Below are 22,213 nucleotides of genomic sequence, written 5' to 3'. Positions count from 1 at the left end.
TCAGACATCCGTCATCCCCACCCAACTGGGTCGCATTAGTGCGCGTTTTGAACGTCCAAACGCGCACTATTGCGACTCAGATGGGTTAGGAGTTGAGTTTGCCCGCCAGGCGTTCACGCATGCGGATGCTGGCCTCGTTGAGCCCGATGAACTCCACCTCGCGGCCATGATTCCGGTACTTCTCGGTGACGGAATCCAGCACGGCAATGGTGGACGCGTCCCAGAGATGGGAGGCGTGCAGGTCGATGACCACGCGATCTATGCCTTCTGCGGAATCTTTCGCGTAGTCGAACTGCGTGTAGAGATCGTTGGAAGACGCAAAGAAGAGCTCTCCGTTCACTGTGTACGTCGCCACGGTTTCGCCGTTCAGCTCCAGTTCGGTCCGCTCCACGGTGGCGAAGTGCGCCACCCGCCGCGCGAACAGCACGCTTGCCGTCAAAACGCCGACGCCGACACCCACCGCGAGGTTGTGCGTCGCCACCACTGCGGCAACAGTGAGCACCATGACCGCCGTCTCGGACTTGGGCAGGCGCTTCAAGGTGGACGGCCGGATGGAGTGCCAGTCGAAGGTAATCAGGGAAACGAAAATCATGACGGCAACCAGGGCTGCCATGGGGATCATGCCCACCACGTCGCCCAGCACCACAACCAGGATGAGCAGGAACACGCCAGCCAGGAAGGTCGAGAGACGACTCCGTGCGCCAGACCCCTTGACGTTGATCATGGTCTGCCCAATCACTGCGCAACCGCCCAGGCCGCCCAGGAAACCGGTGACGATATTCGCGGCACCCTGGCCCCAGGAAACCCGCGTCTTGTTGGAGCGGGTATCCGTGATGTCGTCCACGAGCTTGGCGGTCATGAGGGATTCCAACAGACCAACAAGCGCCATGGAGAGGGAGAAGGGCGCGATGATCTGGAAGGTCTCCAGGTTCAGCGGCACATGGGGCAAGAAGAAACCGGGCAGGCTGTGGGGCAGTTCGCCCTTGTCGCTGACGGTGGGCACATCGATGCCACCCAACACCGTGACCAGGGTGATCAGCACAATTGCCACCAGCGGGGCCGGAACAGCCTTGGTTAACCGCGGCAAGAAAAACACAATGGCCAGGCCGACGGCAACGATCGGATAGACCATCCACGGAACGTTGAAGAGCTCCGGCATCTGCGACATGAACACCAGAATGGCCAGCGCGTTGACGAAGCCGATCATCACGGAGCGAGGAATGAACCGCATAAGCCGGGTCACACCGAGGGCGGCGAGGATGATCTGGAAGACTCCAGCCAGGATAATCGTGGCAATCAGGTAGTCGAGGCCGTGTTCCTTCATGACCGGAGCGATCACCAACGCCACAGCGCCGGTCGCCGCCGAAATCATCGCAGGACGCCCGCCCACAATGGCCGTCACCACGCCCATGGTGAAGGAAGCAAATAAGCCGATGCGGGGATCCACTCCGGCGATCACCGAGAACGCGATGGCCTCCGGGATGAGCGCCAAAGCCACTACGAGTCCGGCAAGGGATTCCGTCAGGAGGCGGCGGGGTGAACGGAAGGTCACCCGCAGTGACATGAGTTGCTCGGGAGTCATGGATCCTTAGAGTGCAGTCTGCTACAGGGCAGTCTGGCGGTATCGCTCAATCTGCTTAAGGCGCCTCTGGAGGCTGTCGCGCCGCGGGTGCGGAACGACGTCGGGCGCCTCGGCAGTGAGATCAATGTGTTCGGTTCCGTACTGCCACAGCAGGAGGTCGTCCAGGAGGCGGTCGGGGCCGGGGGAGTAGCGGTGGTCCAGGGCCTTGCGGACCTCGGTGATCCGGTTGGCACTGAGCAGTCCGGCAAGTTCCACGGTCTTGGTCAGTCCGTGGGCCGCGAGGAGTTCGGCTGCCCATCCCCAGTCATCATCTACTTTACGGTCAACGTGGGGAAGCAGGGTACGCCAAACGTCACGAACGCGGTTGGGAGTGAGCGGCGAGCCACCTTCGCCTTCCAGGTCCCAGTAGCCCCGGACTTCTTCATAGCGCTCGTGGAGATCGGCAAAGGCGCTTTCCACGGTCTCCAGCATCGCGGCCGTGGCTGTGAACTGCCGGTCGAAGTGCGGAGTCCATGCACGGGGATCCTCGGCCTTGAAGCGGATGTCGTGCTCGATCTCGCTCCAGGCGTGGGCGAAGACCGTACGGATCTGGCACTCAAAGAAGTAGCTGCCGTTGGCCGGGAGATCAGGGTTGAAGACCTGTTGGTACTCCTTCACGGTCTCGTTCTGGATGGTGCGCAGAATGAGGTGCCGGCTGGAGTAGCCGTAGGTTCCGGATTCGATGGAGCCGATGTCCTTCTCCCGGTCCCCGCGGCAGTCGAAGAGTTGGCGCTGGCGCTTGATGATGTTGGCCACCGCGGCATTCTCGGCAGGGAGCTTGGTGATGACGCGGATTCCCACCATGTCATTCAGGGTCCGGAAGGGGTCTGGAAATTTGAGGACACGCGGGCCGCCGGGCTCGATGGGATCATCCGTGCGCGAGATCTTTTCGCGGAACGAATCCACGGTTTTGGTGCGTCCGGTGACGAACAAAGGCGTCACTTCTGCGTCGTTAAGCATGTCCCGCAACGTCAGCAAAACATCCCGGGTAACCCGCTTGAGGGCAGGGCGGACCCGCTCGTAGAGTGCTACGTTCGCCTCTACCGCTTTGCGCTGATCCGGATCCAGGCTGTCCCAGTTGCTTGCCATGCCCCCAGCTTACGGTGCAGGTCCGACACCGAAGCCGGACACTCCGCCGTCTAAATGCATCTAGCCAAACCAGCGGAACCTCGCGATAGGCTCGGTACAAAGGAGGGCGCAATGTTGCGGCACAAGTACAGCTACGGCGAACACCCCAGTCAGTGGGGCGAACTCTTCATACCTGAACCAAGCAACGGAAACCATCGTGGTCCGGCGTCGATTTCCGGCGGCGTGGCGGTGGTTATCCATGGCGGATACTGGCGCTCACAGTACGGTGCCGAGCTGGGCGAGCCCCTGGCCCGTGACCTGGCGGCCCATGGAATTACCGCTTGGAACCTTGAATACCGCAGGGCCGGCAACGGGGGTGGTTGGCCCCATACCTTCGAAGACATCCTGGCCGGCATTGACCACCTGGCCGAGATTGCCGGCGACCACGACTTGCAACTGGGCAAAGTGGTGGCCTTGGGGCACTCCGCGGGTGGCCACTTGGCAGTGTGGGCCGCCGGGCGCGAACGGCTTTCGTCGATGGGCAATCCCGACGCCGACCGCCAACTTGTGCGGGGACCGGAGGAGAACGCCGTGCACCTGACGGGCGTAGTCAGCCAGTCCGGTCTGCTGAACCTGGCGGCCGCTGAGCGCTTGAACCTCAGCAACGGAGCGGTCTGCAACCTCATGGGTGGTGACTCAGCCAGATACCCGAAACGGCATAAATATGCAGACCCCATGACATCGTTGCCCATCGATGTTCCGGTATATGCCGTTCACGCCATGGAAGATGAGGACGTCCCGGCCAGCCAGTCGGAGGCCTACGTCGCGGCGAGCAACGCTTCAGGCGGGGCTGCCCAGCTTCTGAGGGTCCCGGGAGACCACTTCGATCTCATCGACCCCAAGGCTGTGGCGTACAAGAAGTGCCGCGAACTCGTTCAGAGGCTCCTCTCCTGAGTGCTGGTCGCGGCGGGTCTGCTCTGGCAGAGTAATCCCATGCTGACTGTGATTGGCGAGGCCCTTGTTGACGTCGTCCAGCGCCCTACCGGGATCGAAGCGCATGTTGGCGGGAGCCCGCTCAACGTTGCCGTGGGCCTGGCGCGGCTGGACCACCCCGTGCAGTTCCTGGGAAGGTTCGGCCAGGACGCCTACGGCGATTCCGTCGGCGCCCACTTACGGTCCAGTTCCGTGATGGTGCCGATTCCGCCGGACAACAAACCAACCAGCGTGGCCACGGCCCTGATCGACGACGACGGCGCCGCCACCTACACCTTCGATCTCGCCTGGGAATTGCCCGGACTCAGCGCCCGGTTGCCGCTCATGCTGCAGGGCGCCACTTTGCTGCACACGGGTTCGATAGCCACCGCCTTGAAGCCTGGAGCTGCCGAGGTGCTGGCCGCCGTCGAGCATGCCCATCCGAGCAGTACCATCAGTTTCGATCCGAACTGCCGCCCGTCCATCATTACCGATCAGGAATATGCGCGGGCGCAGGCCGAACGCTTTGTTGTCCTGGCCGACGTCGTCAAAGCCTCCGACGAGGACCTGGAGTGGCTGTATCCCGGTGTGGATCCTTTGGAATCGGCGCGTCGTTGGCTGTCCTTGGGTGGAAGTGAGGGGCCTGCGCTGGTGGTGGTGACTCGCGGCGTCAAAGGTCCCTGGGGCATTACCAAGGCAGGCGAGGCCGAGGTTCCCGCACCCAAGGTCGATGTAGTGGACACCGTGGGTGCCGGGGATTCCTTCATGGCGGGACTCCTCTCCGCGATCGTGGACCGTGGATTGGATGGTGCGCAGAACCGGGAGGAATTACGGGCCATGCCGGCCGAGACTTTGGCTGCGATCATGCAGCACGCAGCGAGGGCAGCGGCCGTCACGGTGTCACGCCCCGGAGCCAATCCGCCGTCGAGGGCTGAACTCAACCACGGCTAGAACGTCAATCGGCTCCGTGCCCAGGTGCCACTTCCTCTCCGGGCTTGACCGGTCCGGGAGGTGTGCCGTCGCCGAAGGGCCGGCCGCCCAGCGACTCGCGGCCATGCGGAGTCAACCATCCTGAGAGGTCCGGGCCTGCAGGGATGATCTGCGTGGGGTTGATGTCTTCGTGGACCACGTAGTAGTGCTTCTTGATCTGCACGAAGTCGATGGTGTCCCCGAAACCGGGCGTCTGGAACAAGTCCCTTGCATAGGCCCAGAGCACCGGCATTTCGGTGAGTTTGTTCCGGTTGCATTTGAAATGGCCGTGGTACACCGCATCAAAGCGGGCCAGCGTGGTGAAGAGCCGGACGTCCGCCTCGGTGATGGTCTCGCCAACCAGGAAACGCTGGGATGAGAGCCGTTCCTCCAGCCAGTCCATGGCAGTCCAGAGGCGGGAGTAGGCAGCGTCATAGGCCTCCTGCGAACCGGCGAAACCGCAGCGGTACACGCCGTTGTTGACCTCGGTAAAGACGCGCTTGTTGACCTCGTCGATCTCGGCGCGGAGGTGCTCCGGGTACAGTTTCGGAGCACCCGGCCGATGGAACTCCGTCCACTCCGTGGAGAAGTCCAGGGTGATCTGCGGGTAGTTGTTGGTGACCACTGCTCCGCTGGGAATATCCACCAGGGCTGGAACCGTGATTCCGCGCGGATAGTCCGGGAAACGTTGGAAGTAGGCCTCCTGCAGGCGTTCGATGCCCAGGACGGGATCCTTGCCGTCCTGGTCCAGGTCGAAGGTCCATGACCGCGCGTCGTGGGTGGGTCCGGGTTGGCCGAGGCTGATGGCGTCCTCGAGGCCCAACAGCCGCCGGACAATGACGGAACGGTTGGCCCACGGGCACGCCCGCGCCGCGATGAGCCTGTAACGTCCGGACTCCACGGCCCATCCGGGTTCACCGTTCGGTCCCGGAGTTCCATTGCGAGTGATGCGGTCTTCGATGTAGTTGGTGTCCCGGTTGAATTCTCCGCCTGTAACGTATGCGCCTTTGGTGCTGTTCTCTTCCTTCGTCTTTTCACTCATGGACCCACACTATGGCGCACTCCCTGCGGGCCGCGAGGGCCTGCGCCCGAACCCGCTCCGATACCACCCACGTAGACTGGCATCATGCGGCTCGTAGCAAGTGACATAGACGGAACCATCCTCGGCCATGACGGAAAAATCAGCGCCAGGACCATCAAGGCGTTCCAGGACTGCCGCGATGCCGGGGTGGAACTCGTGTTCGTCACGGGCAGGCCGCCGCGGTGGTTGTACCCGCTCCAGGAACAGTTGGGGCACAGCGGGATCGTCATTTGTTCCAACGGCGCCGTGGTGTGGGACCTTGCAACTGAGAAGCCGATCTCGTCCACCGGCCTGGATCTGGCGTCCGTCCTCGAAGCACGCCGCATCATCAAGTCGATCCGTCCGGATGCCTTGTTCGGCGCCGAGACGCTCTTCGGATTCCACCTCGAGCCGGGCTTCATCGAAAACGAAACCAGCGAGCTGCTCGCCGAATTTACCCCCGCACCGCTGCACCAGACGCTCACTGCGGACGACGCCGTCGTGAAGTTCCTGGCGATTACCCGCAATGGCACGCCGGATGAGTTCCTGGCCGAAGTGGCTCCGGCTGTCTCCCACCTGGTGTCCACCACCCACTCGGCGCCGCGGACTGCCCTGCTGGAAATGTCGGTGCCTGGCATCAACAAGGCCGTCACGTTGGCGAAGTACGCGGAGTCGCTGGGGATCGAGGCTGCGGACGTGGTTGCTTTCGGGGACATGCCCAATGACATCGAGATGCTCCGTTGGGCCGGCCACGGGTATGCCATGGCCAGTGGGCACCCCGAGGCCATCCTCGCGGCCGGGCAGCAGGCTCCGCATTTCGATGATGACGGAGTGGCCCAGATCCTCGAAGCGAAGCTGACCGGGCAGACCGTCTAAAGACTTATGGGTGCCGCACGCCTTCTCCGGCCAGGATGGCGCGGTACCCCTCTGTGTAGCTGGGATACGTGAACTGGAAACCGGTGGATCTGAGGCGCCGGTTGGAACAGCGTTTGTCGCCCGCACCGCCGTCGGACGCCGGCCCCACGGGCGGTTCCGGAAGCCGGAGTTCAGCTGCGAGGAAGCGCAAAACGTCGCCCAGCTCTACCGACTCGTCATCCACGCCGAGATACACGGGTCCGGGGTCGGGGGACATGGTGGCGAGGTGGACGATCATGGCTGCAGCGTCGTCGCGGTGGATGCGGTTGGTGTGTTTCGGCTGACCGGGAATCACCGCCTTGCCCGAGCGGACCTGGTCGATCAACCGCGTGCGTCCAGGGCCATAGATCCCGCCGAGCCGCACCACGGTGGCGTGCGGGTGACGTGAGAACAACAATTCCTCAGCCTCCAGCAGGATCTTTCCACTGAACCTGTCCGGCTCGGCCGGCGTGGATTCGTCCACAACCGCGCCGCCGGCATCCTTGTACACAGCGGTGGAGGACACGAAGATGATCCGCTTGGGCGCCACCTGTTGGCGCCCGACGGCGTCCAGCACGTTCCGCAGGCCGTCCACGTACGCGGCGCGGTAAGCCTCCTCGGTGGAGGCATCAGCGGCCAGGGCGACGACCACGATGTCGGCGTCGGGCACCTCCGGAACGTCGATGGCCACGTCAGCCTTCACCCCGCGGATTTCCGGCGGCAGCTTCTCCGGAGACCGCCGTATCCCGTACACGTGGTGGCCCGCCGCAGCGAATCGCAGGCCGGCTTCGGTTCCCAAGTCGCCGCAGCCGGCAATCAACACAGTCATTCCCTTAGTTTGCCAGCCGCGCAGCCGTCACCGACTTCCCAGACTCCATACAACCGCCGTTCAACTTGTGCCCATAGGCTTCCAGCCAAGGACCCGTTCGCATCGCGTCCCAGCAGTTGGAATCCAGGGGGCAACCATGGCCAAGCGCCGAATCAACGACTTTACTTCCACGCCCGTGCGTCGCATCGAGCCGGACCACCATTGGCGTTCGCTCCGCCGCGGCGATCGAGTCAGCGTCACGCTGACCCCGGGATTCGCGGAACACGGCGTGGTGGACGACGTCACGGGGGACGCCACTGCCGTTTGGGTAGAGTTCGACGGCGGTCGCGGCCGGACGCTGGTGCACGTCAGCGACGGCGTGGCGATCGTCCCGCAGGAGTCCTGAGCACGCTCTCCCCGCTGGATCAGTCAGCTACGCTACGGATGTGACGCTGCCCTACTTCCTGCGCAAAGACGGCTCGGCCGGGACCCTGGCCTTTGCCCACCGCGGCTTCTCCTTGGACGGCCTGGAGAATTCGATGGCAGCGTTCCGGGCAGCCGTTGATTTGGGGACCGTGCACCTTGAGACGGACGTCCACACCACCAAGGACGGCGTCCTGCTCGTCTTTCACGATGAGTCCCTGGACCGGGTGACCGATTCCACAGGCCGTATCGCTGAGCTGACGGCGGGCGAGGTGTCCGCAGCCCGTATTGGAGGGCGTGAGCCGGTACCCACGTTCGATGAGCTCGTTGTGGCCTTCCCGCAGGCCAGGTTGAACCTGGACGTGAAGGACTGGAATTCCGTGGTTCCCTTGGCGGAGGCCATCGAGCGTCACGGCATCCACGGCCGCGTGCTGGTAACGAGCTTCTCCGACCGTCGCCTCAGGGCGGTGTTGAAGAAGCTCAGCGAGAGGACAGCATCTTCGGCAGGGACAACCCTCACGGCGCTGTTCGTCTTCCTTGGCCCTGTCCTTCCCGCGCCGTTGGCACGCAAGCTGCTTGCCGGCGTCGACGCTTTCCAGGTGCCGGCCCGCTACGGCCGGTTCCCGGTGGTCACCCGGGGCTTCGTCCGCCGGGCGCATCGCGTGGGTCGGCAGGTCCATGTGTGGACCATCAACGAACCCGGTGAGATGAACCGTTTGCTGGATCTTGGCGTGGACGGACTGGTTTCCGACCGGCTGGACCTGCTCAAGGAAGTCCTCATCAATCGGCGCCAGTGGGTTTAGCGGGGGAGCGCTAAACCGCGGTGAGAGAGCGTTTGCCTGAAGGGGCGATTCCGTGAGAGAGGATCGGACGCTTTCTCACGGAATCGCCCTTTTTGCCGGACGCTCTCGCAGCTACTCCCTCTCGATGGCCGCCCGGCGCTGCTGTACCGCCCTGATCCGGGACAGGTCCAGTTTGGCGGAGCGATCGAAGGTGAAGATCCCGTTCTTTTCCTGGAATACATCAGTGAGCTGCGTGTAGCAGTAGCCGAACATCTCCGGGTTATCCAGCAGAACGCCGCAGAGGCCTTCGAACCGCTCGTAGAACTCCTCCTCGCTGGCGACGCGCTGACCATAGCCCCAGGACGTTTCGACGTCGTTGCCCGCGGCTGCCGCTTGCCGGGCCTCAGCCTCGTTCCACCAAATGCCGCCGAACTCGGAGACAAAGAAGGGCTGCCCGTTGTAGGGAACGGAGTAATCCACTCCATCATGCGCGCGGTTTACGAAGGGCTTGCCACCGGCCAGGCCCGCCTGCTCCACGCGGAAGGTATCCGGGTCCTGCTCATACGAATGCGAGTCGTAGATGTCCGTCTCCCGGACCCGGTGGGAGTATCCGGAGGCGTCGATGACGGGCCGCGTTGGATCGGCGAGCTTGGTGGCCAGGAACATGGCCTGGGTGACGTCGTCCAGCACCGTGATCCTGTCATGCAGATGCTGGTGGGTTTCATTGAGCGGGCACCAGCCGATGATGCTCGGGTGGTTGTAGTCGCGCTGGAGGACTTCCAGCCACTGCGCCACAAAGCTTGCTGTGGGCTGTTGGTTGTGGCCAAGGGTGCCACCGCCGGAGACACCCCAATCGCCGAACTCGCCCCAGACCAAGTAGCCCAAGCGGTCCGCGTGGTAAAGGAACCGCTCTTCGAAGACCTTCTGGTGGAGCCGTGCGCCGTTGAAACCAGCAGATTTGGCCAGTTCAATGTCCTTGACGAGCGCGGCATCATCCGGCGCGGTCATGAGGGACCCGGGCCAATAGCCTTGATCGAGAACCAGGCGCTGGAACACGGCCTTCCCATTGATGCGGACCACCTTGCCGTCCAAGGCTATGGAACGGACTGCCGCATAGCTGCTGACTTCATCCACTGTTTGCCCCACGTCGTTCTTGAGTGTGACCCGGAGGTCATACAGGAACGGGTCCTCGTGGGACCACGGACGGAGCTGCGCTTCAGGGATCTCGAACCGAAGCGCGGGGGAAAGGTCGACGTCGGCCCTCGCCGATGCCTCCATCCGCACCTTGGATTGGGGGTTGGTGAGGACGGCTTCGACGGTGTGGCCTGTGCGGTTCCGGGAGACGGGCACCTCAAGTGTCAGGCTGGAATCGGCCAGGCCAGGGGTCATGCGAAGGCGCTTGATGTGGACATCCGGAACTGCTTCCAGCCACACCGTCTGCCAGATGCCCGTGGTGCGCGTGTACTGGCAATGCGTGTTGTTGTACCAGGTGGCTTGCTTGCCCCTGGCCTGCATGTCGTGACGGGAATCGCGTGCCCGCACCACGATGTCGGCGGCAGCGCCGGGTTCGGTGACTTCGCTGAGGTCGGCGGTGAAGGGAGTGAATCCGCCCCTGTGCCGGGCAACTTCCACGCCGTTGACCCATACCGTTGCATCGTGGTCCACGGCTCCGAAGTGCAGCAGGACTTTGAGGCCTTCCCAATCCCGCGGAATGCCCACGCTCTTCCGGTACCAGACGGCCTCCATGAAATCGACGTTCTCCACTCCGGAGAGCGCAGATTCCGGCGCAAACGGGACCAGAATTTCCCCGGCGAGTTCACGCGTCAGGAGGCCTCGCTCCAGACCTGAGTCTCCGGCGTCGATCTCGAAACCCCACGTGCCGTTGAGGTTGAGCCAGGTGTCGCGGACCAGTTGGGGGCGGGGGTGTTCGGGCTTGGGGAGGGCGGTCTCGGTCAAGATATCTCCTTCTGAAGCGGAAAGAATCATCATTTACAACGTTAGAATCTTCGGCGTTCCGATTCCAAGGGTTCTTCCAATACAGCTTTGACTGAATACATGATTGGCTGTACTTTGAGGCAATGGAAACGCTCACGCAAGCTCCCGTGTTGGCCCGTTTCGGGTACGCCGTATCAGACCCCACCCGTGCCCGGATCCTCTTGGCCTTGTCCGAGACGCCGTCCTACCCTTCCGATCTGGCAGACACTTTGGGCGTTTCGCGGCAGAGCATGTCCAACCACCTGACCTGCCTGCGTGGCTGCGGACTGGTGGTTGCCGTGCCCGACGGGCGCAGGAGCCGCTACGAACTCGCGGACGCGCGGCTCGGTCGCGCCATCCGGGACCTGCTGGGAGTGGTCCTGGCGGTGGACCCGTCCTGCTGCGCGCCGAACGGAGAGTGCTTCGCGTGACACTTGCTGCTCTTAGCGTGGACCGCCGCATTGTCCTGACCCGACGGATCAGGCTCTTCGCCGCCGCCACCATCACTTACAACGTCATTGAGGCCGTCGCAGCACTGTGGGCCGGTGGAGTGGCCGACTCCTCCGCGCTCCTGGGCTTTGGATTGGATTCCGTCATTGAGGTGACCTCGGCGCTCGCGTTGTCCTGGCAATTTTCCGCCAAGGATCCTGAGCGGCGCGAGCACCTGACCCTGCGGATCATCGCCATTTCCTTCTTCGCCCTGGCTGCCTTCGTCACAGTAGATGCGGCCAGATCGCTGTTGGGGGCCGGGGAGGCCCAGCACTCGACGCCAGGACTCGTGATCGCAGCGTTGAGCCTCGCGATCATGCCCGTGCTGTCCTGGGCGCAGCGCCGCGCCGGCAGGGAATTAGGTTCCCGGACCGCCGTCGCCGATTCGAAACAGACGCTCCTCTGCACCTACCTGTCCGCTGTCCTGCTGGTGGGCTTGCTGCTGAACAGCACGCTTGGCTGGTGGTGGGCGGACGCCATGGCGGCGCTGGTGATCGCAGGCATCGCCGTTCGTGAAGGCTTCAATGCATGGAAGGGCGACGTGTGCTGTGCGGTGCCGGCCGGCCGCCAGGGAGACGTTGTGGCTCAGAGCGCACCGGACGCTTGCTGTGACGACTGCTCCAAGGATCGACCAAGCAACGTGTCCCTGACCCTCGGCAGCAAGCCGGCTGACCGATGAGCGTGGCCGTAACGGGCCGGCGCGTCCGCCTTGCCATCTGGATCCTCCTGGCAGCGGTGATTGGGGTCGGAGCCATCTCCTATGCCGTCATCACCTCCAGCAAGCCAGAGCCGCTCGCGGCAGCGGACGCGCAGCTCGTCCGGGCCGACAGCCACCGCGTCACCAGTCCGCCCGCCGAGAAGGCCCAGCTGGTGGAGTTCCTGGATTTCGAATGCGAATCCTGCCGTGCCGCCGAACCCTTGCTGGCTGAGTTGAAGAAGGAGTACGGGGAGCGGATCTCGTTCGTCCACCGCTATTACCCGCTCCCTGGCCACCGTAACTCCGGGACGGCTGCCGTCGCTGTCGAAGCGGCTGCGCAACAGGGGAAGTACCAGGAAATGGCCGCCAAGCTGTTCGAAACACAGCCGCAGTGGGGTGAGAAAACGGACTCCCAGGCAGGGCTGTTCAGGACGTTCGCACAGCAACTCGGCCTGGACATGGCGCGCTACGATGCCGCCCTCGCCGACCCCTCGGTGAAGGACAGGATCAGTCGCGATGTCGCCGACGGCCGGGCGCTTGGCGTTACAGGCACGCCCACGTTCTTCCTCAACGGCAAGAAACTCACCCTGGACACGGAGGAGCAGTTCCGGCAGTTGCTGGACGAGGCCATCCAGGACTAGCCCGCCGTGAGAGGCTGGAGCTACGCGTCCAGCCTGCGAGCCAAGGAGATTCACGTGACCCAGTACCGTTTGGCCATCCTTGACGACTACCAGCAGGTCTCCGGCGACTACGCGCCGTGGGAGTCACTGCTCGACGACGGCGTGAAAGTCACGGTTTTCAGTGCACCTTTCGTTTCGGAGGAGCAGGCTGTGGCCGCCTTGGCGCCCTTCGACATCATCGTGGCCATGCGTGAGCGGACGCGCTTCCCGCGGCGCGTCCTTGATTCACTGGTCAATCTGAAACTCCTGGTCACCACCGGCATGGCGAATGCTGCCATCGACATGGAAGCCGCCTCCGAGCGGGGCGTTGTTGTGTGCGGCACCGGCGGATCACCGGCGGCTGCGCCCGAGATGACCTGGGCATTGCTGCTGGCCTTCGCCCGGAACCTGGTGGTAGAGGAGAACTCGTTGCGCGCAGGCGACTGGCAATCCGCCGTCGGATTTGAACTGGAAGGCAAGACCCTCGGGATCGTCGGCTTGGGAAAGATCGGTTCGCGCATGGCGCGGTATGCCCAGGCCTTCGGCATGGAGGTGCTCGCCTGGAGCCAGAACCTCACGGCCGAGGCCGCATCGGCGGCAGGCGCGCGCAAGGTCACCAAGGAGGAGCTCTTCCGGGAGTCCGACGTCGTCACTCTCCACGTGCGTTTGTCGGAGCGGACCGAGGGCATTGTGGGAGCGAACGAATTGCGGCTCCTTGGCCCGGAAGGACTCCTCGTGAACACCGCCCGGGGCCCCTTGGTGGATGAGGCTGCGCTCATACGTGCCTTGGACGAGGGCTGGATCCGCGGCGCTGCATTGGATGTCTACGACGAGGAACCGCTGTCGGCCGGACACGCTTTGCTGCGTTCGCGGCGGACAGTGCTTTCCCCGCACATCGGCTATGTGACGCATGAGAGCTACCGGCAGTTTTACGGCGGAGCATACGAGGATGTGACGGAGTGGCTGGCGGGCTCGCCGGTGCGGGTGCTGAACGGCTGAGTCGGGCAGCACGGAGGGCACCTGTCCGCGCCGCGCGCACCCCTTCTGGTCAGGCGGCGCACCCGTTCGCGCTGTGTGCTCCCGGTGTTACGGGTGCGCTTGGCGGAAACGGTAGCGACGCCCTCATTCTTTGGGGCAGGGCTACCGTTAGCGCCGCATGCACCCGTTCGCGCCGCGCGCACCCCTTGTGCTCAGGGGGCGCACCCGTTCGCGCTGTGTGCTCCCGGTGTTACGGGTGCGCTTGGCGGAAACGGTAGCGAGGCCCGCATTCTTTGGGGTAGGGCTACCGTTAGCGCCGCATGCACCCGTTCGCGCCGCGCGCACCCTTGTGGCCAGACGGCGCACCCGTTCGCGCTGTGTGCTCCCGGTGTTACGGGTGCGCTTGGCGGAAACGGTAGCGACGCCGTCATTCTTTGGGGCAGGGCTACCGTTAGCGACGCCCTCATTCTTTGGGGCAGGGCTACCGTTCGCGCCGCATGCGCCCCTTCTGCTCAGGCGGCGCACCTGTTCGCGCTGTGTGCTCCCGGTGTTACGGGTGCGCTTGGCGGAAACGGTAGCGACGCCGTCATTCTTTGGGGCAGGGCTACTGTTCGCGCCGCATGAACCCATCGCCGCAGGACGGAACATTACGCGCTCGGCAAGCGCTTTCCCACGCTAGCTGGCATGATATATCTCATGCGTATCCTCATTGCCCCTGACAAGTTCAAGGGATCCCTGACCGCCGCCGAAGCCGCGTCAGCCATGGCCGAAGGCGCCCTCCGCGTCTACCCCGATGCCGTAACCACCCAGTTCCCCGTGGCCGACGGCGGCGAGGGCACCCTCGACGCCGCCATCGCCGCAGGCTACGAGGAAAGGAACAACGCCGTTGTTGGTCCCATCCTCAAGCCGGTTGGAGCGTCCTGGGCGCTCAAGAAGGAGTCTGGGGGGACCACCGCCGTCATCGAAACCGCCCAGGCATCCGGCCTGGCCCACATGGAACCCACCCCGGAGAACTCCCTTCGCGCGCACAGTTACGGTTGCGGCCAGCTGATCGCCGCGGCGCTCGACGCTGGTGCTACCGAAATCGTCTTGGGCCTTGGCGGTTCTGCCATGTCCGACGGCGGCAGCGGTGCCCTGCGTGCGTTGGGGCTCAAACCCCTCGATGCTGCCGGGAATGTGGCTCCATTGGGCGGAGGCTCCCTGATCGACGTCGTTTCCCTCGATGTCTCCGAGCTGGATCCGCGTCTTTCGGGCGTGAAGTTCCGCATCGCCGTCGACGTCCGGAACCCGCTGTACGGCGCGGAAGGTGCCGCGCATGTCTTCGGCCCGCAGAAGGGTGCCGATGAGGATGCGGTGGAAAAGCTCGACGCCGGTCTACGCAACTGGGCGTCGCTCCTTCGGGGAGCCACCGGCCGTGACGTCAACGTGCCGGGAGCCGGAGCGGCAGGCGGGTTCCCGGCGTCGTTCCTTGCCTTCACCGACTCCGCGCTGGAAGGTGGCTTCGCCTTGGTCGCCGGCCTGACCGGGCTTGCCAAACACTTGGGCGAAGCTGACCTGGTGATCACGGGCGAGGGTTCCATGGACGAGCAGTCTCTCACGGGCAAGGCGCCCATCGCTCTCGCTGATGCCGCGAGCGTCCACGGGATTCCGGTGGTGGCTGTTGCCGGCCGGATTACAGTAACGCCGGAAGACCTGGCGAAGCACGGGATCGTGGCGGCTGCCCAGCTGCTGGACGTGGCGCAGCGCAAGGACGGTGTCCCGGACATTGCCGACGCGGTTGCCAACGCCGGCAAGTACGTGGCGTGGGCCACCAGCCAGGTCCTCGAGGGCGCGTAACGCCTATTGCCGGTAGCCCTCGACTTCGCTGACGGGACGGGCTTCGGCGTCATCGGGGTTTTCGCCGGCGTCGCGCTTGGCGCGGCGTTGGCGGAGCAGGTCCCAGCATTGATCAAGCTGGGCTTCCACCTGTGCCAGCCGGGCTTTGCCATCCTCCGGAGTGGAGGCATCGCGGAGCTGGTGCTCCTCTTCCACCAGTGACTGGATGCGTTCCAGGATGTCCTGATTGTCCATGCTTCTGACTCCTACGCTTGGTGGGACGGTTATGTTCGAACGTAGTCCTGCTTAAGTTGCACGTCTACCGGCATACTGGGCACATGGAGTTCACCACCACCATCGTTGGCGATGGCAACAAGGCCGGCATCGTCGTACCCGAGGAAATCGTCGAGGCGCTGGGCGCAGGCAAACGGCCGCCGGTGGTGGTGACGATGAATGGCCAAAGCTATCGCAGCAGCATCGCGGTGATGGGCGGAAAGTACATGGTGGGCGTCAGTTCGGCCAACCGCGAGCTGACCGGCGTATCGTCCGGAGACACCCTCGAGGTGGGCCTCGAAGTCGACACCCAGCCCCGCGTCGTCGAAGTTCCGGAGGACCTCGCTGCCGCCCTGGATGCCGAGCCTGACGCCAAGGCCTTCTATGGAACCCTCAATTACAGCGCGCAGCGGCGTTATGTTGAGCCGATCGGGGACGCCAAGACCCCCGAGACGCGGGCACGCCGCATAGCGAAGGTCGTGGCGGACCTGAAAGCCGGGAAGAAGTAGTCCGTCCCGGGGCCTTTAGTCTTTCCGCAGGCTGTACGTGGTCACTACGTTGCCCTTGCTGGTGGCGTATTGGTCCTCAAGCACCAGCCGGTGTACGGGGTCGCCCTCTTCGAAAATGCGGCGCCCATTGCCGGCAATCACTGGATGCGTCATGAGCGTCAGCTCGTCAAGGACGCCGGCGAAGAACAGTTGACGGACCAGGGAGATACTGCCGCAGACTGCGATCTCGCCGCCGTCACGCGACTTGAGGTCGGACACGAACTCCTCCACATCGCCCTCGATTAGATGGGAGTTCTCCCATTCGAGGGGTCCATCGAGGGATCGTGAGGCCACGAACTTTTCGACGGGGTTGATGAACGCCGCGAAATCCTCGTCCCGGGAGGCGTTAGGCCAATACTGCGCCCACTCCTGGTAGCTCACTCGGCCAAGCACCACGGTGTCCACGGTGTTGATCATCTTGGTCAGGCCCTTGCCCAGGTCCTCGTCGAAGCTGTCGAACTGGAACTTGAACGGATCCTGAACCACGCCATCCACGGAGTGAAAGAGTCCGGCAGTGACTTTGCGCATGTGTAGCCTCCAAATCGATTGTCAGGAGTCACGTTAGGCGGCGGGGAGGGATGAAGGAAGACCTCGGACGTTTGACCAGGCGTTTTCCGGGGCGGAACCCCCGCTGATGGCGCAGTAACTAAGCCGCGCGGCCCGCTGTGGCAAGGTGGCGACTCGGCAGCGCTGTGACGTTGTCGAATTCCGGCAGGCGGAGGGGCACTTCGTAGAGCTCTGAGTAGACCTGCAGTTCATCCAAGGCGTCCGCATCAACGATTGCCTCGGACAGGTCCATCTCCACATCGAGTCCCCCACCCAGGCTCTTGGTGCGCTGAACCACCGGGTAGAGTCCCTGGATGCTCGACGTCGTCACGTGACCGGTTGCTGCGATCTGGATTTGTTCGCCGTCTACATCCACTCGAACAACTACGGAGAGCTTCTCGCTGGCCAATGTGTTGCCTTTCCTAGGTGTGCTGCCACGCTGCAGCGTCCCCCAGCCTAGGCATCTAATGTGATCTACGCAACATTACGACGGTGTAATTTTGCTGGGTTGCTGCTCGTTTGGTGGGTCGGGTGCGCAAGGCGGGTGCCGCCGTCGTGCTTTATGGGAAAGTACGACGGCGGCACCCGCCTTGCGATGCTGTGGTGCGGTGACCGCTACGCGGTCTGGCCAGCATGCTGGCCCTCGGAGATTTCCTCGACGACCTTGCTGTTGAAGGCCGGGAGATCGTCCGGGTTGCGGCTGGTGACGAGGCCTTGATCCACCACCACTTCCTGGTCGCTCCAGCTGGCGCCGGCATTCCGAAGGTCCGTTTGGAGCGTGTGGTAGGACGTGACGTTGCGGCCCTTGATCACGCCGGCTTCGATCAGGATCCACGGCCCGTGGCAGATCGACGCCACGGGCTTGTGCTGCTCGAAGAAGGCCCGGGTGAAGTTCTGGGCGTCCTTGTCGACGCGCAGGTGGTCTGCATTCACGACGCCGCCCGGCAGAACCAGTGCGTCGAAGTCCGAGGCATTGGCGTCGGCGACGGCCAGCGTTGCGTCGAAGGTGTCACCCTTGTCCACGCCGTTGAAGCCCTGGATCTTGCCTTTTTCGGGCGCAATAAGGGTGGGCTCGCCGCCGGCTTCCTCCACGGCTTGCCATGGGCTGGTCAGCTCTACCTGCTCCACGCCATCGGTCAACAGGAAGGCGACTTTCTTGCCTGCGATACTGTGCTCTGACACTGTTCCTCCTCCTTGTGCGGCCGGCTTTTTGGGCGCGTGCCGCTGCTGCGAGAGTTGTTTGTCTGACGCGATCCAGCCTAGGGATAGCGGAGTTAGTAAGCAAGCTGACTAATTTTCTTTCCTGGTGCCCAAGACCAGCGGCGTGATCAGGAGTTACGTGGCCACGGCCGCCTCCCGCAGGCCCAGGACACCGAGTGTGGCCGCCAAGCGCTCCTCCACCGAACCCGTGAGCACATGGACCGGTTTGGCGCCCAGGGTCAACAAACCGAACAACTGCTGGCCTGCCTCCAACTGGAACCTGTCGCTGATCGGCGCGTTGTCCCGGGGCAACGGAAACTCAACCGGGATGAAGAACACATGGTCATAGACCTGTTCGAAGTACGCCAACGCCTCTTCGGTGAAATCCTCTACCAGGCCCAGGTGCGTTTGCGTCACGGAGGAAGGCTGCGGCTGGGACGTATCGTCCGGGTAGATGCCCAGCGCCAAACGCGTAGAGGCGTAAACCCATTCGTGCAGCACCGAACCGTCCGAGATGACGTCATGGGTGGACTGCTCCTGGACGATCCTCTCGGTGTAACGGCGCTGGCTCAGGCGCAGCACTTCCTCGTTGGAACAGTCCTGCAGGGACTTCAACGTGCCAGGACTTGGATTGTGCATGGGCGTGGGGACCGGCGCCACCAGGTTGGTGTGCGTCTCGAGGGCTTTGGTCAGAGTGGTCTTTCCCACGCCGTGGGCGCCCACAATGGCGATTTTCATAGGTTCCTCATGTTTCTGCCAGAACGCGCGTGGACCATCCAGGCGCAGGGTTGGGGAGTTGCAGTTCGGCGGCGCTGACCAGAACCCGCGTACCGAGCAGGTCCAGGAACGGCACGTCGGAGATGTCGTCGCCATATCCGTGGGATGCTGCCAGGTCCAGCCGATGGCGGGCCGCGTGTTCCGCCACCGCAACCGCCTTGCCTTCCCCGATCATGGGCGCAGTGATGTCGCCGGTGTACTGGCCGCCGTCCACGATTGCGGTTGTGGTGAGGACATCGTCCACGCGCAGATAGCCGGCCAGGGGCGCCAACGCAGGATCAAACGAGCCGCTCACCAGGACGATCCGGTGCTGCTGTTGCCTGTGCCATTCCAGCCGTCGCTGCATTCCCGGGAACACAAGGTCTTCCTCTTGGAGGCTGGAGAACCACGTGTGCCCCAATTCCCGGACCTCGTCCACGGAACGGCCGGCCCACCAGCGGAAGTACGCCCGGTTGGTCGACTCCCGTGGGGCTCCGGCGTCCTTGGCCTGCCGGAGCCCCTTCAGGAAACCCTGCCCTTCGGAAAGACGACCGGATGACTGTGCGTCGAACAGCAGCAATTCAAACATGGTTGTCAGAGGGGTCAGGGTTCCATCGACGTCAAAGTATGCGCCAGCCGCGGACCTGCTCAGGACGCCTCCTCCAGGACGCGCCTCTGGTTCACCAAATCCGCCAGGTCAGCAAAAGTCCCGGCTTCGGCGATCTCCCAGTCATGGACCAGGGGACCGTAGTTTTGGCTGGTGAGGACGGCTATTTCAACCAGCGTCAGCGAGTCCACGTCCAGCTGGTCAAAGGGGGTGTCAACAGCGGCCTCCCCGATCGCTTCGGGGGCTGCAGTGCGGACCAGCTGGTAGATATCCTCGGCGGTTACGAGGGCTGTGGAGTGGGCCATGGTTTTGTCCTTTCGTTGACGGCCTGCTGCGGATCAGCGACGGCGATGGGCGGCCAGGTGAGTGTCCCTGCGCCCCAGGTTGTGCCCCCACCAAATGCGGTGAGCAGCAGCTTGTCGCCCGTCTCGAAACGGGGTGCGTGATCGGCCAGGGCCAAGGGGATCGAGGCGGCGGAGGTATTGCCCACCCGGTCCAGGTGAATGACTGCCTTTCGCGGGTCGATGCCCAGCAGACCGGCTACTTGGTTGAGGATCCGTTGATTGGCCTGGTGCGCGATCAGCCAGTCAACGTCTCCATGCTGCCAACCGCTCTCCTGCAGCACAGACCGGGAGGACTCGGCCATGGCGGTGACTGCCTGGACAAAGACCTCCTTGCCCTGCATCGAGAAGTATCGGTCGGCGTCGCTTGTCTCGGCGTTGACAGGCATCCGGGATCCTCCTGCAGCGACGCGGATGAGGTCAGTGCAGCTGCCGTCCGAATGCAGGTCGAACGCAGAAAGCTGGCCGGGCTGGCCTTCTTCGCCGGCGCCCACAACAACAGCTCCGGCTCCGTCCCCGAAAATGATGGCCGTGTTGCGGTCCAGGGGATTGACGATTGCGCTGAACGTATCCGCGCCGATCACCAATACCCGCCGGTGCTGCCCGGACAACACGGCCGCATTGGCTTGCGCCAAGGCGTAGACGAATCCCGAGCACACGGCGGCGAGGTCGAACGCGGCGACTGGACCCAGGCCGAGCCGGGACGCAACCGCCGGTGCCGTGGCCGGGCAAGGGTGGTCCGGCGTCGTAGTTGCCAGAATCACCAGGTCGATCTCCGGGTAACCGGCCGACGCAAGGGCGCGGCTTGCCGCCTCGGCCGCCATGTCGCTCGTAGCCTCGCCAGGCGCCGCGAAGCGCCGGGAATGGATGCCTGTCCGCGAACGGATCCAGGCATCCGAGGTCTCCAGCCGCCCCTCAAGGTCCAGGTTGGTCACCGTGCCTGCCGGCACGTAGCCGCCCAGACCTTCAAGAACGACGGCGGCGGGCCGTTTAGTGCGCGCCGGCAAGTTCGCGGTCCTTTTCATTGCGGACATCCAGGGCATCGTAGTCCGCCTGGGCGCGGGCGATGGCCTCTTCGATGCTGATAACGCGGGGCAGGTTGTAGTGCGCCGTGATTCCTTCGAGACGCTCGGGAATGCTGCCGCCGATGGTGACATTAGGGATGCCCAGCTTGGTGATTTCGTCCTGGATCATCTGGTCGGCCAGGGACCGGAACTTCTCGTTGACCGGGCGGTGGCCATCGGCCACCAGCGGGAACTCGATGGGCAGGTGGACGAACGCGTCATAGTTGGCCAGTGCGTGCTGCTTGGCCGGAACACCCAGGGCGCTGATGACCTCCTCGAAGAAGACCAGTTCGCCGGTCTTTTCCACGGTCTCAAGGTCAATGGAGTCGTTGGGGTTGATGCCCACAAGGACGCGGACCGTTCCGTAGATCCACTCGTGCAGGGAAGATCCATCGGAAATGAACGTGTCACCCAAGTGGGACTCGTTCACGGCGCGCTCGGTGTTCCGCCGGGTGATCAACATAAGGATTTCCGCGGCCGTGCACTCCTCCAAGGTCTTTCCCGGCACGGAGATGGGGAGCAGTTCGCGCATGGTCTTTGCCGCGCTGCGGGGAATGCCCGTGAGGTGGGACAGGGCCAGGGTGGTGAAGGTCTTGCCGGAGGAATAGGTGCCGGAGATTGCGAGTTTCATGATGCTCTCTTTCAGTGTGTCCTGTGGTGGGTCTAGCGGGGGATTTCGTGGGCGACGTCGCACGTGATGACGAGGTGGCTGCCGATGCGCCCCTCGATGTCGGCGCAGCGCCAATTACTGCCGTTCAGGGGGAGGACCCGGGGCCGGCGGAGCTGAACGTTGAGGGGGAGCCCGTCCAGGATGCTCGACGGCGGAGCAGAGGCCGTGATCACCGTCCGCCGCATCCACAAGGTGTTGCTTTGGGCGCGGGTCACGCCGTCGAGTTCGTAGAGGAGGACCTGTCCAAGCTGAAGGGTCGTCACGAAGGCTTCCATGAGGGAAAGCCCGGGTTGGTAGGCGCCCTCCAGCCCAATCGGTTCAGACCGGACGTTGGGAGCTTCGGTTACCAGTGCGGTGGCACTTCCGCTGGGCCCGGCGACGTCCAAGGTGACATCCAGGATGTCGGTGTCCCTTGACTTGTAGATGTCGCCGTACACCCGCCGTGCCGCGTCGCCCACCAAGGCATCCGGGTTTTCCGTGCGGAGGTTGGCTTTGGACGCCACGCACAGTGGGTGGTGCAGCTCCAGGACGGCCTTCATGGAGGCCATTTCCACGTTGATCAGGATGATCCCGTCATCCGACTGTCCGTTGCTGGTGGCCGTGACGGGAAAATCATCCAGGATGTCTTCGATCGGCGTGGTTCCCGCAACGAGGGTGAGCTTGCGGACGTAGACGGCCGGAAGGATGGACGGTGAGTAGCGGCTTGCAAGCAGTGCCTCTGCTGCTTCCAAGGCCAGGACAATGGCATCGGTGGTTCCCAGGTGCGGTTCCTGTGCCGTTGTTCCTTTGACGGACCAGTGGTCCCCAACCCGCACCGAGCCCCGGGCTTCCATGAAGGTGTACCCGTCCACCGTGTGACGAATGGACAGTCCGCGCAGGGCGGGCGTTGTCTGGCGGTAGCCGCTGCCGAAGAAGCGGGTGGATTTAGGGCCGAGATAGTCGTCAACGTTGTTGAGGACGAGCGGGTCGGGGTAGGTCACGTTCATGGGACTGCGCTTT

Annotated in this window: 26 protein-coding genes; 11 read left to right on the top strand and 15 right to left on the bottom strand. The window is 63.7% G+C overall.

Translation table 11 applies throughout. From position 1 onward, the window contains the following. Positions 1-85 precede the first annotated feature (85 nt). Both ACIPY3_RS13550 and ACIPY3_RS13545 read right to left on the bottom strand, forming a co-directional pair. Complete coding sequence (locus ACIPY3_RS13550) at positions 86-1,582, bottom strand: SulP family inorganic anion transporter (RefSeq protein ID WP_400334820.1); 1,497 nt, start codon at positions 1,580-1,582, stop codon at positions 86-88. A 21-nt stretch (positions 1,583-1,603) separates the two neighbouring features. Further along, positions 1,604-2,710 (bottom strand): GTP pyrophosphokinase family protein, encoded by a 1,107-nt coding sequence (locus tag ACIPY3_RS13545; protein WP_400334817.1) that lies wholly within the window; start codon positions 2,708-2,710, stop codon positions 1,604-1,606. A gap of 111 nt (positions 2,711-2,821) precedes the next feature. On the opposite strand from ACIPY3_RS13545, the gene ACIPY3_RS13540 reads away from it, so the two are divergent. Next, entirely contained in the window at positions 2,822-3,643 is an 822-nt protein-coding gene (locus ACIPY3_RS13540; protein ID WP_400334816.1) for an alpha/beta hydrolase, read from the top strand. Positions 3,644-3,682: 39 nt separating this feature from the next. Beyond that, positions 3,683-4,612 carry a carbohydrate kinase gene (locus tag ACIPY3_RS13535; protein WP_400334813.1) on the top strand — a complete coding sequence of 310 codons (930 nt, stop codon included), beginning with the start codon at positions 3,683-3,685 and terminating at the stop codon, positions 4,610-4,612. A 4-nt stretch (positions 4,613-4,616) separates the two neighbouring features. Here ACIPY3_RS13535 and ACIPY3_RS13530 read toward each other — a convergent pair whose 3' ends face one another. Beyond that, positions 4,617-5,672, bottom strand: a complete 1,056-nt coding sequence (locus ACIPY3_RS13530; RefSeq protein ID WP_400334812.1) for a glutathione S-transferase family protein — start codon at positions 5,670-5,672, stop codon at positions 4,617-4,619. 84 nt (positions 5,673-5,756) lie between these two features. On the opposite strand from ACIPY3_RS13530, the gene ACIPY3_RS13525 reads away from it, so the two are divergent. After that, positions 5,757-6,566 carry an HAD family hydrolase gene (locus ACIPY3_RS13525; RefSeq protein ID WP_400334811.1) on the top strand — a complete coding sequence of 270 codons (810 nt, stop codon included), beginning with the start codon at positions 5,757-5,759 and terminating at the stop codon, positions 6,564-6,566. A gap of 4 nt (positions 6,567-6,570) precedes the next feature. On the opposite strand, the gene ACIPY3_RS13520 is transcribed toward ACIPY3_RS13525, so the two are convergent. Continuing rightward, complete coding sequence (locus ACIPY3_RS13520; RefSeq protein WP_400334809.1) at positions 6,571-7,413, bottom strand: SDR family oxidoreductase; 843 nt, start codon at positions 7,411-7,413, stop codon at positions 6,571-6,573. A 136-nt stretch (positions 7,414-7,549) separates the two neighbouring features. On the opposite strand from ACIPY3_RS13520, the gene ACIPY3_RS13515 reads away from it, so the two are divergent. Both ACIPY3_RS13515 and ACIPY3_RS13510 read left to right on the top strand, forming a co-directional pair. Next, entirely contained in the window at positions 7,550-7,798 is a 249-nt protein-coding gene (locus tag ACIPY3_RS13515) for a hypothetical protein (RefSeq protein WP_400334807.1), read from the top strand. 40 nt (positions 7,799-7,838) lie between these two features. Next, complete coding sequence (locus ACIPY3_RS13510) at positions 7,839-8,618, top strand: glycerophosphodiester phosphodiesterase (protein WP_400334805.1); 780 nt, start codon at positions 7,839-7,841, stop codon at positions 8,616-8,618. 111 nt (positions 8,619-8,729) lie between these two features. Here ACIPY3_RS13510 and ACIPY3_RS13505 read toward each other — a convergent pair whose 3' ends face one another. Further along, positions 8,730-10,553 (bottom strand): glycoside hydrolase family 2 protein, encoded by a 1,824-nt coding sequence (locus ACIPY3_RS13505; protein WP_400334803.1) that lies wholly within the window; start codon positions 10,551-10,553, stop codon positions 8,730-8,732. A 122-nt stretch (positions 10,554-10,675) separates the two neighbouring features. Between ACIPY3_RS13505 and ACIPY3_RS13500 the strand changes: the two genes are divergently transcribed. The 5 genes from ACIPY3_RS13500 to ACIPY3_RS13480 all read left to right on the top strand — a co-directional run bounded on the left by ACIPY3_RS13500 (position 10,676) and on the right by ACIPY3_RS13480 (position 15,230). Continuing rightward, positions 10,676-11,002 carry an ArsR/SmtB family transcription factor gene (locus ACIPY3_RS13500; RefSeq protein WP_400334801.1) on the top strand — a complete coding sequence of 109 codons (327 nt, stop codon included), beginning with the start codon at positions 10,676-10,678 and terminating at the stop codon, positions 11,000-11,002. Continuing rightward, positions 10,999-11,739 carry a cation diffusion facilitator family transporter gene (locus ACIPY3_RS13495; RefSeq protein ID WP_400334799.1) on the top strand — a complete coding sequence of 247 codons (741 nt, stop codon included), beginning with the start codon at positions 10,999-11,001 and terminating at the stop codon, positions 11,737-11,739. Before ACIPY3_RS13500 ends, ACIPY3_RS13495 begins: the two co-directional genes overlap by 4 nt. Then, positions 11,736-12,398 (top strand): DsbA family protein, encoded by a 663-nt coding sequence (locus ACIPY3_RS13490; RefSeq protein WP_400334797.1) that lies wholly within the window; start codon positions 11,736-11,738, stop codon positions 12,396-12,398. The genes ACIPY3_RS13495 and ACIPY3_RS13490 overlap by 4 nt, the downstream gene beginning before the upstream one ends. A 54-nt stretch (positions 12,399-12,452) precedes the next feature. After that, a complete protein-coding gene (locus ACIPY3_RS13485; protein WP_400334796.1) occupies positions 12,453-13,415 on the top strand; it encodes a D-2-hydroxyacid dehydrogenase family protein in 963 nt (320 codons plus the stop codon). Positions 13,416-14,090: 675 nt separating this feature from the next. Continuing rightward, the gene (locus ACIPY3_RS13480; RefSeq protein WP_400334794.1) at positions 14,091-15,230 is read left to right on the top strand and encodes a glycerate kinase; all 1,140 of its coding nucleotides are present in this window, start codon (positions 14,091-14,093) and stop codon (positions 15,228-15,230) included. Between the two features lie 3 nt (positions 15,231-15,233). On the opposite strand, the gene ACIPY3_RS13475 is transcribed toward ACIPY3_RS13480, so the two are convergent. Continuing rightward, entirely contained in the window at positions 15,234-15,464 is a 231-nt protein-coding gene (locus tag ACIPY3_RS13475) for a DUF2630 family protein (protein ID WP_400334792.1), read from the bottom strand. An 83-nt stretch (positions 15,465-15,547) separates the two neighbouring features. On the opposite strand from ACIPY3_RS13475, the gene ACIPY3_RS13470 reads away from it, so the two are divergent. Further along, positions 15,548-15,991, top strand: coding sequence for a YdeI/OmpD-associated family protein (locus tag ACIPY3_RS13470; RefSeq protein WP_400334790.1), 444 nt, complete (start codon positions 15,548-15,550; stop codon positions 15,989-15,991). Between the two features lie 15 nt (positions 15,992-16,006). On the opposite strand, the gene ACIPY3_RS13465 is transcribed toward ACIPY3_RS13470, so the two are convergent. The 9 genes from ACIPY3_RS13465 to ACIPY3_RS13425 all read right to left on the bottom strand — a co-directional run bounded on the left by ACIPY3_RS13465 (position 16,007) and on the right by ACIPY3_RS13425 (position 22,200). Next, positions 16,007-16,558 carry a dihydrofolate reductase family protein gene (locus ACIPY3_RS13465; RefSeq protein ID WP_400334788.1) on the bottom strand — a complete coding sequence of 184 codons (552 nt, stop codon included), beginning with the start codon at positions 16,556-16,558 and terminating at the stop codon, positions 16,007-16,009. Positions 16,559-16,676: 118 nt separating this feature from the next. Further along, positions 16,677-16,985 (bottom strand): hypothetical protein, encoded by a 309-nt coding sequence (locus ACIPY3_RS13460; RefSeq protein WP_400334787.1) that lies wholly within the window; start codon positions 16,983-16,985, stop codon positions 16,677-16,679. 206 nt (positions 16,986-17,191) lie between these two features. After that, positions 17,192-17,758 (bottom strand): type 1 glutamine amidotransferase domain-containing protein, encoded by a 567-nt coding sequence (locus tag ACIPY3_RS13455; RefSeq protein ID WP_400334785.1) that lies wholly within the window; start codon positions 17,756-17,758, stop codon positions 17,192-17,194. 153 nt (positions 17,759-17,911) lie between these two features. Continuing rightward, positions 17,912-18,514 carry an AAA family ATPase gene (locus tag ACIPY3_RS13450; RefSeq protein WP_400334783.1) on the bottom strand — a complete coding sequence of 201 codons (603 nt, stop codon included), beginning with the start codon at positions 18,512-18,514 and terminating at the stop codon, positions 17,912-17,914. 7 nt (positions 18,515-18,521) lie between these two features. Beyond that, positions 18,522-19,184 carry an HAD family hydrolase gene (locus ACIPY3_RS13445; RefSeq protein ID WP_400335065.1) on the bottom strand — a complete coding sequence of 221 codons (663 nt, stop codon included), beginning with the start codon at positions 19,182-19,184 and terminating at the stop codon, positions 18,522-18,524. Further along, entirely contained in the window at positions 19,181-19,444 is a 264-nt protein-coding gene (locus ACIPY3_RS13440; protein ID WP_400334781.1) for an acyl carrier protein, read from the bottom strand. Before ACIPY3_RS13440 ends, ACIPY3_RS13445 begins: the two co-directional genes overlap by 4 nt. Continuing rightward, positions 19,420-20,487 carry a beta-ketoacyl-ACP synthase 3 gene (locus tag ACIPY3_RS13435; protein WP_400334779.1) on the bottom strand — a complete coding sequence of 356 codons (1,068 nt, stop codon included), beginning with the start codon at positions 20,485-20,487 and terminating at the stop codon, positions 19,420-19,422. Before ACIPY3_RS13435 ends, ACIPY3_RS13440 begins: the two co-directional genes overlap by 25 nt. Further along, the gene (locus ACIPY3_RS13430; protein WP_400334777.1) at positions 20,471-21,175 is read right to left on the bottom strand and encodes an AAA family ATPase; all 705 of its coding nucleotides are present in this window, start codon (positions 21,173-21,175) and stop codon (positions 20,471-20,473) included. The genes ACIPY3_RS13435 and ACIPY3_RS13430 overlap by 17 nt, the downstream gene beginning before the upstream one ends. Positions 21,176-21,207: 32 nt before the next feature. Beyond that, complete coding sequence (locus tag ACIPY3_RS13425; protein WP_400334776.1) at positions 21,208-22,200, bottom strand: AvrD family protein; 993 nt, start codon at positions 22,198-22,200, stop codon at positions 21,208-21,210. Between the last annotated feature and the right edge of the window lie 13 nt (positions 22,201-22,213).

Source organism: Paenarthrobacter sp. NPDC089714 (assembly GCF_044748905.1).
Lineage (GTDB): Bacteria > Actinomycetota > Actinomycetes > Actinomycetales > Micrococcaceae > Arthrobacter.
This window is presented reverse-complemented; position numbering and strand designations above follow the sequence as displayed.

What these genes read in the sequence shown, in the direction of transcription:
- ACIPY3_RS13470 (WP_400334790.1), top strand. Translation starts at nt 15,548, where the DNA reads ATGGAGTTCACCACCACCATCGTTGGCGATGGCAACAAGGCCGGCATC.
- ACIPY3_RS13500 (WP_400334801.1), top strand. Translation starts at nt 10,676, where the DNA reads ATGGAAACGCTCACGCAAGCTCCCGTGTTGGCCCGTTTCGGGTACGCC.
- ACIPY3_RS13465 (WP_400334788.1), bottom strand. Translation starts at nt 16,558, where the DNA reads ATGCGCAAAGTCACTGCCGGACTCTTTCACTCCGTGGATGGCGTGGTT.
- ACIPY3_RS13545 (WP_400334817.1), bottom strand. Translation starts at nt 2,710, where the DNA reads ATGGCAAGCAACTGGGACAGCCTGGATCCGGATCAGCGCAAAGCGGTA.
- ACIPY3_RS13490 (WP_400334797.1), top strand. Translation starts at nt 11,736, where the DNA reads ATGAGCGTGGCCGTAACGGGCCGGCGCGTCCGCCTTGCCATCTGGATC.
- ACIPY3_RS13440 (WP_400334781.1), bottom strand. Translation starts at nt 19,444, where the DNA reads ATGGCCCACTCCACAGCCCTCGTAACCGCCGAGGATATCTACCAGCTG.
- ACIPY3_RS13530 (WP_400334812.1), bottom strand. Translation starts at nt 5,672, where the DNA reads ATGAGTGAAAAGACGAAGGAAGAGAACAGCACCAAAGGCGCATACGTT.
- ACIPY3_RS13425 (WP_400334776.1), bottom strand. Translation starts at nt 22,200, where the DNA reads ATGAACGTGACCTACCCCGACCCGCTCGTCCTCAACAACGTTGACGAC.
- ACIPY3_RS13480 (WP_400334794.1), top strand. Translation starts at nt 14,091, where the DNA reads ATGCGTATCCTCATTGCCCCTGACAAGTTCAAGGGATCCCTGACCGCC.
- ACIPY3_RS13450 (WP_400334783.1), bottom strand. Translation starts at nt 18,514, where the DNA reads ATGAAAATCGCCATTGTGGGCGCCCACGGCGTGGGAAAGACCACTCTG.
- ACIPY3_RS13520 (WP_400334809.1), bottom strand. Translation starts at nt 7,413, where the DNA reads ATGACTGTGTTGATTGCCGGCTGCGGCGACTTGGGAACCGAAGCCGGC.
- ACIPY3_RS13515 (WP_400334807.1), top strand. Translation starts at nt 7,550, where the DNA reads ATGGCCAAGCGCCGAATCAACGACTTTACTTCCACGCCCGTGCGTCGC.
- ACIPY3_RS13430 (WP_400334777.1), bottom strand. Translation starts at nt 21,175, where the DNA reads ATGAAACTCGCAATCTCCGGCACCTATTCCTCCGGCAAGACCTTCACC.
- ACIPY3_RS13475 (WP_400334792.1), bottom strand. Translation starts at nt 15,464, where the DNA reads ATGGACAATCAGGACATCCTGGAACGCATCCAGTCACTGGTGGAAGAG.
- ACIPY3_RS13550 (WP_400334820.1), bottom strand. Translation starts at nt 1,582, where the DNA reads ATGACTCCCGAGCAACTCATGTCACTGCGGGTGACCTTCCGTTCACCC.
- ACIPY3_RS13525 (WP_400334811.1), top strand. Translation starts at nt 5,757, where the DNA reads ATGCGGCTCGTAGCAAGTGACATAGACGGAACCATCCTCGGCCATGAC.
- ACIPY3_RS13535 (WP_400334813.1), top strand. Translation starts at nt 3,683, where the DNA reads ATGCTGACTGTGATTGGCGAGGCCCTTGTTGACGTCGTCCAGCGCCCT.
- ACIPY3_RS13540 (WP_400334816.1), top strand. Translation starts at nt 2,822, where the DNA reads ATGTTGCGGCACAAGTACAGCTACGGCGAACACCCCAGTCAGTGGGGC.